Source organism: Kitasatospora sp. NPDC056327, from assembly GCF_042261735.1.
Lineage (GTDB): Bacteria > Actinomycetota > Actinomycetes > Streptomycetales > Streptomycetaceae > Kitasatospora.
In genome coordinates this window covers 1-8,766 of sequence record NZ_JBHJRC010000334.1, presented here as the reverse complement: position 1 = coordinate 8,766, position 8,766 = coordinate 1, and the positions used below count along the sequence as shown (strand labels likewise).

Genomic DNA, 8,766 nt, shown 5'->3' with positions numbered 1-8,766 from the left:
GTGCTCCGCTCCCCGGCCGGGGAGCGGAGCACACCGCCGCGCGCGGACCCGGCGGGTCAGCGGACGATGAGCTCCAGGGTGATGGCCGGCACGTTCCCGAAGCGCTCGCCCATGCCGTTCGCGATGGACGTGAACGGCCCCCGGATGTCCTTGATGCCGATGCCCTCCAGGTAGGCGGCGTGCGCCTCGATCGAGGCGATCGCCAGGTCGAGGGTGTCGGTGATGTCCACCGCGTGGGTCGGCTGCGGGGACTGCGCGACGGCGACGTACTTCACCCCGCCCCACGGCTCCAGCCCGGGCTCGGGGAAGATCCAGCGGTTGCCGGCGTCGCCGATCGCGTCGAGCAGGGCCAGGCCGGTGTGCCGGTGGTCCGGGGAGTTGCGCTTGCCGCCCGGGAAGGTGTCGTGGTGGTTGAAGCCGACGATCAGTTCGGGCCGGTGGCGGCGGATCGCGTGGGCGATGTCGCGGCGCAGGCCGGGTCCGTACTCGATGACGCCGTCCCGGTGGTCGAGGAACTCGACCTCGGACACGCCGACGATCTCCGCGCTCACCCGCTGCTCGGCCTCGCGCACCTTCGCGGCCTCCTCGGGGGCCATGCCGTCGATGCCGGCCTCGCCCCGGGTGAGCAGCAGGTAGGCGACCTCCTTGCCGGCCGCGGTCCAGGCCGCGATCGCGCCGGCCGCGCCGAATTCGAGGTCGTCGGGGTGCGCCACCACCGCGAGCGCGCGGGTCCAGTCGGTCACCATCGGCTGCAGCTGGTCTGCCATCGTGTTCGTCCTTCCGTGAGCCGGCCCACATGCTCCGTCCCGGGCCGACGGCGGGTCTGCTCACTGTTGGGCATGCCGGGTCCGCGCCGGGCCGCGGCGGAGCGGAATCCCACCACTTGACCGGTCTCCGCCGAAGTGCTCAGTTCTGAGCTGCCCGGCCCTTGGACCCCGCTCTAGGTTCGGGGCCATGCCCTCCCCATCCCCTGGATCACCCGGTGCCGGCGCCGACCGCGCCGACACCGTCCACGAGCTGCTGAGCAGGCGGGCCGGTGAGACCCCCGAGCAGATCGCCCTCGGCGTGGCGGGCGGTGCGACCCTCTCCTTCGGGGAGTGGGAGGCCCGCTCCAACGCGGCGGCCCGGGCCCTGCTGGCCCGCGGGGTCCGGCGCGGCAGCCGGGTGGTGCTGTACTTCTCCGACGGCGACTGGGTCGACTACGCGGTGGCCTACCTCGGTGTGCTCAAGGCCGGCGGGACGGGCGTGCACCTCGCCGCCGCCCTGCCGCACGACGAGCTGCTGCGGCGCTGGACCGGGACCGCGAGCACGGGACTGGTGCACGGCGACGCGCTGGAGCCGCCGGCCGGCCTCGACGGCTGGACCGTCCCGGTCCGCGAACTCGGCGGCGACACCGCGCCGGTGGACGTGCCGGTCGGCCCGGACGACCTCGCCGACATCCTCTACACCTCGGGCACCACCGGGCCCGCGAAGGCCTACACCAACCCTCACCGCACACTCGTGCACGGGCGGCGCCCCGCCGGGCTGCGGAGCATGGACGGCTCGGCGCCGATGCTGGCACCGATGCCGATGGGCACGCCGTCCAGCGCGATGAGCGCCTCGCTGATGCCGATCAACTCGCCGTCCACGGTGCTGCTCTGCCACCCCGACGAGATCGAGCTGATGGGGTCGCTGATCGCGGAGCACCGTGTCGCGACCGTACTGCTGACCCCCTGGACGGCGATGCGGATGGCCGCCGGGCGGCTGGCCGAGCGGCACGACCTGAGCAGTGTGACGACGGTGGCGATCGCCTCCGCGCCGCTGCCCGCCGTCACCGCGCACGCGCTGCGGGCGATGATGCCGGGCATCGCCCTGAACACCGCCTACGCCCAGGGCGAGGCCGTGCCCGCCGTGGTCCTCGGCTCCTACGACCCCGCCCGGCCGACCGCCCTGGGCCGACCGGCCCCGGGCACCGAGGTGCGGGTCGCCGGACCGGACGGCGAACCGGTCCCGGACGGCGGGATCGGGGAGATCTGGCTGCGCGCGGAACTGGCCCGGCGGCGCTACCTGAGCGAGGAACTCGACGCCGGACTGCGCTCCGACGGCTGGACCCGGACCCGGGACCTGGGCTACCTCGGCGAGGACGGCGACCTCTACCTGTTCGACCGCGAAGTGGACGCCGTCCGGGTCGGCGACCGGCTGGTCTCCTCGATCGAGGTCGAGGGCGCGCTGTACGAGCACCCGGCCGTGCGGGAGGCGGCCGTGATCGGCCTGCCGGCACCCGGCGGCGGCACCGCCCTCACCGCCGTCCTGGTCCTCGACGCCCCCGGGCACGCACCGGACGTCCTGGCGTCCCTCGCGGACCGGCTCGCGCCCCACCAGATCCCCTCCGCCCTGCACCTCGCCGGCACGCTCCCCCGCGGGGTGACCGGAAAGGTGCTCAAGAACCGGCTGCGCACGGAACTGTCGGCCCTCGACCGAAACTCCGCCGCAATTCCCGACGAACCGAAAGCGACAGGAACGCCATGAATCAGATTTCCACCCCGTTCAGTCTTCCGGTCGCCCACCAACAGACCTCCGTTCCGCTCTCCGAGCTCCTGCATTCCGGAAATTCCGGTGTGGTGGTCGAGCGGACCGGTCAGCTGCGCGCCGAATTCCGTTCCGAGGGACGCAAGTTCGCCCGGGAACTGGCCGACCACATCAACCACCGGTACACCGGCGTGGCGAGCGTCTTCCTCTACGAGGAGACCTTCGGGACCGAGGACCGGCTGCACTGGCTGATCCACCTGGAGTCCTTCGACTCCTACGAGAAGCTGCTCGCGATGGGCAGCCAGGACGAGGGCTGGCGCGACATCGTGCTGCGCAACCGCCTCCCCGAGGAGCGCGGCGGCGGCTCCTGGGAGCGCATGTTCGTCGACGGCAGCCTGCAGGAGACCGTGCTGATCCCGCAGAGCTTCGGGATGTACGGCACGGCCGAGGAGCGGCCGGACAGCGTGGTCAAGGTCGAGGGCGAGAACGTCGAGCGCTTCGTCGTCCCGACCGCCGCCCACCAGAGCAGCCAGGCCGCGGACACCGTGCTGACCTCGGCGAACTGCGGACTGCTGATGCACCGCACCGGCGAACTCGACTACCGCTTCCGTGCCGAGGGCCGCCAGTTCGCCCGCGCGCTGGCCGAGGGCTGGAACAAGAGCCTGGCCGGCGTCGCCACCATCTACCTCTACGAGGAGGCCTTCGGGCTCTCCGACCGGATCCACTGGTTCATCCACCTGCGGTCCGTGACCGACTACTACCATCTCATGGGTCTTCGCGCGCGGGTCGACCCCGCGGCCCGTACGATCTTCACCAAGCAGTGGATCTCCGAGGAGAAGGGGGGCGGGGGTTGGGAGCGGATGTTCGTGCAGAGCTCCCTCCGGGACATGGCCCTCACTCCCCAGCACTGGGGGATGTTCGCGACGCGGGGTCCCGAGTAGTCCGGACGACAAGCCACCACGTACGACCGATTCACCGACTGATGGAGCATCACATGACGAACAAGGCCGCCGGTACGTTCGAGCTGGTCTGGGACGAGAAGGACCCCTACCACGCCGAGGAAGGAGTCGCGCTGTCCAAGGTGATCGTGACCAAGACCTTCGTCGGTGACCTCGTGGGCACCAGCGTCACCGAACTCATCAAGGCGATGACCCCGGAGCCGACCTCCGCCGGCTACGTGGCGATCGAGCGCTTCACCGGCACCGTGCACGGCCAGGAGGGCACCTTCGTCCTGCAGCACAGCGCCATCTCCACCCGCGGCGAGGGCGACCTCAACATCGTGGTCGTCCCCGACTCCGGCACCGGCGCGCTGAAGAACATCAGTGGCAGCTTCAACGTCGTCGTCGCCGACGGCAAGCACAGCTACACCCTGGACTACGCCCTCGAAGCCTCCGCCTGAGACGGCCCCGCGACGGCCCGCCGGCACTCCCGGCGGGCCGTTCCGCACCCCGGCCGACCCGTTTTCCCGCCCCCGCTCCGGGCCTTCCGGCCGTCCCCGGAAAGACCTCCCCTTGACCTCGGCATTGCCCGGCCCGGTTTTCGCGTTCCGCTTCGGTCCGCCATCTTGATCACCGGTTCACGTGGGTACATACTCGGAGGCGGGGCGGGAGTGACAAGAGTGTCGATTTCCTCACGTCACCATTGCTCAAACGTGGGCACCGTCCCGCGGCCTGATAGTTCAGCGTGATTCCGGCGCACCTGTGGAGCGGGGCGGAGAAGAGCCGCGCCGCACCGTCACATCATGCAGGGGGAAGCACCACCGCTCCCGGCAGCGATTGCCGAGGCGGAACGTTCCTGCACATCCGCCCGGAGACGGCAGTCGTGCGCCCGACCGGCCTTTCCGCGCGGACCCGGAACCGAGGGGGAGTAATGAAGGGGTCACCTACTCGTCGAACCACCGGCGGACACCGCGCCGGCCGCCTGCCCGGGAGCACGGCCTCCCGGGGGTGTTGCCGATGAGCACCTACTTCTGTTCAGCGCGACTGGGCGAGACCCTCGCCCACCTGATCGACACCAGAGCCATCACCGCCACCACCATCGAGGCCGGCCGGCGGGAGGTGGTCTACGGCTGCCTCGACCGCAACCGCAACATCTACCTGCTGCGCCAGGGGCAGGTGAAGGCGGTGGTGCCCACCCGCGACGGCAAGGAATGCCTGGTCGACATCTACTCCGCGGGCGACGTCTTCGGCGAGCTCTGCCTCCTGGGGTCCGGCCGCACCGAGATGGTCTCCGCGATGACCCCGGTCGTCCTGGAGCGGATGCCGGCCGACCAGCTGCTCACCGCCATGGCCGACACCGGCCTGCGGACCGAGATCGTCCGTCACATGGCCGAACGGCTCTTCGAGCGCCAGCAACTGATCGCCTATCTGGTGACCGAGGACAGCGAGTACCGGCTCGCCGCCGTCCTGCTCCAGCTCGGCCGCAAGATCGGCAAGCGGGACGCGCACCTGCTCAGGATCAAGGAGAAGATCACCCAGGAGGAGCTCTCCGCGATGGTCGGCACCACCCGGTCCCGGGTCGGCTTCTTCCTCAAGAAGTTCTGCAACGCCGGTCTCCTCCAGCGCGGCGGCGGCTACTTCCTCAACATCCACGAGCCGCGGCTCCAGGGGTTCATCACCGAGGGCCACCCGGTGCTGGACGGCGTCCCGACGGCGGCCTGATCCATGCCCCTCCTGGCCTCCGGCGTCTCCCCGCCGCTCAACGCGCACCAGGTCCAGATCTTCCTCCTCCAGCTCGGCGTCCTCCTCCTGCTGGCCCTCCTGCTGGGAAGGCTGGCCAACCGGTTCGGTCTGCCCGCCGTGGTCGGGGAGCTCGCCACCGGCATCGTCCTCGGCCCCTCCGTCCTCGGCTCCGTCGCCCCCGACCTCACCCTCCGGCTCTTCCCGGCCGACCGGGAACAGACCCATCTGCTGGACGCCGCCTCCCAGTTCGCCGTGGTGCTCTTCGTCGGCGTCGCGGGAGCGCACCTGGACCTGTCCCTCATCCGACGGCGCCGCGACGTGCTCGTGACCGTCGGCCTGAGCAGCCTGCTGATCCCGCTGGCACTCGGGGTGGCGGCCGGCTACCTGGTCCCCCGGGTCCTGCTCGGCGCGTCCGCCGACCGGACCGTCTTCGCCCTCTTCCTCGGCGTGGCGCTGAGCGTCAGCGCCATCCCGGTCATCGCCAAGACCCTGTCCGACATGGGGCTCATGCACCGCAACGTCGGCCAGCTCACCCTGGCCTCCGCCGCGGTCGACGACGCGATCGGCTGGTTCCTGCTCTCCCTGGTCTCGACGATGGCCACCGGCTCCCTCGGACCGGCCGAGATCGGCACCTCCCTGCTGTCGCTGATCGGCTTCCTGCTGGCCGCCGTGCTGGTGGTCCGCCCCCTGGCCCGGTGGGTGTTCACCCGCGTCAACGCCAGGGGCGACACCCAGCTGGCCGCGACGGCCGCCGCCACGATCGTCCTCCTGAGTGCTGCGGGCAGCCATGCGCTGAGGCTGGAGGCCGTGTTCGGCGCCTTCGTGGCGGGGCTGGTGATCTCCTCCGTGGTCGACCAGCGGCTGATCGCCCCGCTCCGCGGCGTGACGCTCGCCGTGCTCGCCCCGCTGTTCCTGGCGACGGCCGGGCTACGGGTCGACCTCCGGGCCCTGGCCGACCCCGCCGTCCTGCTGACCGGCGTCGTCGTCCTGCTGATCGCCTCCGTCGGCAAGTTCGCCGGCGGCTACCTCGGCGCCCGGCTCAGCCGGCTCACCCGCTGGGAGGGACTCGCGATCGGCGCCGGCCTCAACGCGCGGGGGGCCGTCGAGATCGTCGTCGCCTCGGTGGGCCTGCAGCTCGGCATCCTGACCACCGGCTCCTACACCATCGTGGTCCTGATCGCCGTGGCCACCTCGATGATGGCCCCGTTCGTCCTGCGCTGGTCGGCCGGCCGGATCGAACAGAGCGCCGAGGAGCTCCTGCGGCAGGCGGAGACGGCCCCGCCGGTCGCGGCCTCCCGGCAGTCCGGCGGATAGCCCCGGACGACGCCCCTGATCCCCCCGGGAGCGCGGCGCCCGACTGCTCGATTTTGGGCGGCCGGACGCCGCGCTCCCGCCGCAGGATGGCCGGGCGCGCCCCCGCGCGCGGACCAGCACGACGGCCGAGGACGGGAGAGAGCACATGAACCCCCTTTGCAGGCGGTGCCCCGGGCACCCTGGGAGGGCCCGATGACCGTGGGAATCGAGGCGATCAACGCCTACGTCGGCCGGACCTCGCTCGGCGTCCGGGAGCTCTTCGCCGCCCGCGGCCTGGACGACAGCCGCATGGCGAACCTCATGATGGAGCGCAAGTCCGTCAACCTGCCCTGCGAGGACCCGGTCACCAACGCGGTCAACGCCGCCAGGCCGCTCGTCGACGCACTGACGCCCGACGAGCGCGAGCGGGTCGAACTGGTCGTGATCGGCACCGAGTCCGGGCTCGACTTCGGCAAGCCCATCAGCACCTACGTCCAGGAGCACCTGGGCCTCGGCCGGCGCTGCCGCTCCTTCGAGGTCAAGCACGCCTGCTACGGCGGCACCGCGGCCCTGCAGACCGCCGCGGCGATCATCGGGGCGAGCCCGGTCCCCGGCGCCAAGGCCCTGGTGGTCGCCGCCGACGCGTCCAGCGTCGCGGCCCGGAACACCTACTGGGAGCCCTCCCAGGGCGCGGGCGCGGTGGCGATGCTGGTCGGTGACGACCCGCAGGTCCTCGCCCTCGACCCCGGTGCCAACGGCTACCACAGCTTCGAGGTGATGGACACCCTGCGGCCCCGGCCGGACCTCGAAGCCGGCGACTCCGACCTCTCGCTGATGGCGTACATGGAGTGCCTGGTGCACAGCTACCGCGCCTACCGCGAACGGGTCCCCGGCGCCGACCTGATGACCAGCTTCGACCACCTCGTCTTCCACACCCCGTTCGCCGGCATGGTCAAGGGCGCGCACCGCCGGCTCCGGCGGGCCGAGGGCCCGGGCACCCCCGCCGAGATCGAGGCCGACTTCGCCACCCGGGTCGAGCCCTGCCTGCGCTACGCCACCCAGGTCGGCAACGTCTACTCCGCCGCGCTCTACCTGGCCCTGTGCTCGCTCGTCGACCACGTCGAGCTCTCCGCGCCCAAGCGCCTCGGCATGTTCTCCTACGGGTCGGGCTGCGCCTCGGAGTTCTACAGCGGCGTGGTCACCCCCGCCGGACGCCGGCGCCTCGCCGGACGCGGGATCGCCGCGGCCATCGCCGACCGCCGGCCGCTCACCGTCCCCGAGTACGAGCTCATCAGCGACCTCGCCCCGCACCGGATGGCCGGGGTCCGCGACCACGTGTACGACGTCGCCCCCTACGCCGACGTGTACGAGAGCCACGTCGCCGGCCGCGGGCTGCTGGTCCTCGACCGGGTGACCGACTTCCACCGCCGCTACCGCTGGAGCTGACCATGGACTACCGCACGCTGAGGGTCCGCCGGCAGCCGGAGGGCCTGCGGGTGGTCATCGACCGGCCGGAGGCGGACAACGGCATCAACGACACGCTCATGAGCGAGCTGCACGCCGTCCTGGACCTCGCCGAGAGCGATCCCGAACTGCGCCTGGTGGTCCTTGAGGGCGCCGGCCCGGTCTTCTGCTCGGGCATGGACTTCGCCGACGCCGCGCGCGGCACCGGGGACGGCGGGGCCCTTCCGGCGGCCCGCGGCGGCCAGGTCTTCTACGACCTGCTCAAGCGGTTCACCACCACGCGCCGGATCGTCGTCTCGGTGGTGGACGGCCGGGTGACCGGCGGCGGCGTCGGCCTCGCGGCGGCCAGCGACTTCGTGTACGCCACCGGGCGCAGCAGCTTCGCGCTGCCCGAGGCGCTCTGGGGCCTGCTGCCGGCCTGCGTGGCGCCGTTCCTGGTCCGCCGGGTGGGCTTCCAGCCCGCCTACGCGATGACGATGAGCACGCTTCCGGTGACCGCCGAGCGGGCCGCCCGGATGCAGTTGGTCGACGAGCTCACCGAGAACGCCGAGCCCCTGGTCAGACGGCTGGCCGCACGGCTCACGAAGATCGACGACAGTGTCCTCGCGGACGGCAAGCGCTACTTCGCCCGGATGTGGCTGCCCCAGGAGCCGCTGGAGCGGGCCGCCGTGGACGAGTTCTCCCGGCTGATGGACTCCCCGGTGGTGCAGCGGCGGATCACCGGGTTCGCCGACCACCGGCGGATGCCGTGGGAGAGCGCCGGCTGAACCGGCCGTGGGGGGGGGGGGGGGGCCCCCCCCCCCGGGGGGGGGGGGGGGGC

General features: G+C 72.1%; 8 protein-coding genes. 7 read left to right on the top strand and 1 reads right to left on the bottom strand.

Going from position 1 to position 8,766, the window contains the following annotated elements; genetic code table 11:
• Positions 1–56: 56 nt before the first annotated feature.
• The gene (locus tag ACFCX4_RS31675) at positions 57–767 is read right to left on the bottom strand and encodes a PIG-L deacetylase family protein (protein WP_376150074.1); all 711 of its coding nucleotides are present in this window, start codon (positions 765–767) and stop codon (positions 57–59) included.
• Positions 768–954: 187 nt separating this feature from the next.
• On the opposite strand from ACFCX4_RS31675, the gene ACFCX4_RS31670 reads away from it, so the two are divergent.
• The 7 genes from ACFCX4_RS31670 (at position 955) to ACFCX4_RS31640 (ending at position 8,713) form a co-directional block, all read left to right on the top strand.
• A complete protein-coding gene (locus tag ACFCX4_RS31670; protein ID WP_376150071.1) occupies positions 955–2,508 on the top strand; it encodes an AMP-binding protein in 1,554 nt (517 codons plus the stop codon).
• Entirely contained in the window at positions 2,505–3,449 is a 945-nt protein-coding gene (locus ACFCX4_RS31665; protein ID WP_376150068.1) for a DUF6039 family protein, read from the top strand. Before ACFCX4_RS31670 ends, ACFCX4_RS31665 begins: the two co-directional genes overlap by 4 nt.
• 53 nt (positions 3,450–3,502) lie before the next feature.
• Entirely contained in the window at positions 3,503–3,907 is a 405-nt protein-coding gene (locus ACFCX4_RS31660) for a DUF3224 domain-containing protein (RefSeq protein WP_376150065.1), read from the top strand.
• Between the two features lie 556 nt (positions 3,908–4,463).
• A complete protein-coding gene (locus ACFCX4_RS31655; protein WP_376150062.1) occupies positions 4,464–5,168 on the top strand; it encodes a Crp/Fnr family transcriptional regulator in 705 nt (234 codons plus the stop codon).
• Positions 5,169–5,171: 3 nt separating this feature from the next.
• Complete coding sequence (locus ACFCX4_RS31650; protein ID WP_376150059.1) at positions 5,172–6,503, top strand: cation:proton antiporter; 1,332 nt, start codon at positions 5,172–5,174, stop codon at positions 6,501–6,503.
• A gap of 192 nt (positions 6,504–6,695) precedes the next feature.
• A complete protein-coding gene (locus ACFCX4_RS31645) occupies positions 6,696–7,928 on the top strand; it encodes a hydroxymethylglutaryl-CoA synthase family protein (protein ID WP_376150056.1) in 1,233 nt (410 codons plus the stop codon).
• Between the two features lie 2 nt (positions 7,929–7,930).
• Positions 7,931–8,713, top strand: a complete 783-nt coding sequence (locus tag ACFCX4_RS31640) for an enoyl-CoA hydratase-related protein (protein WP_376150053.1) — start codon at positions 7,931–7,933, stop codon at positions 8,711–8,713.
• Positions 8,714–8,766: the final 53 nt, after the last annotated feature.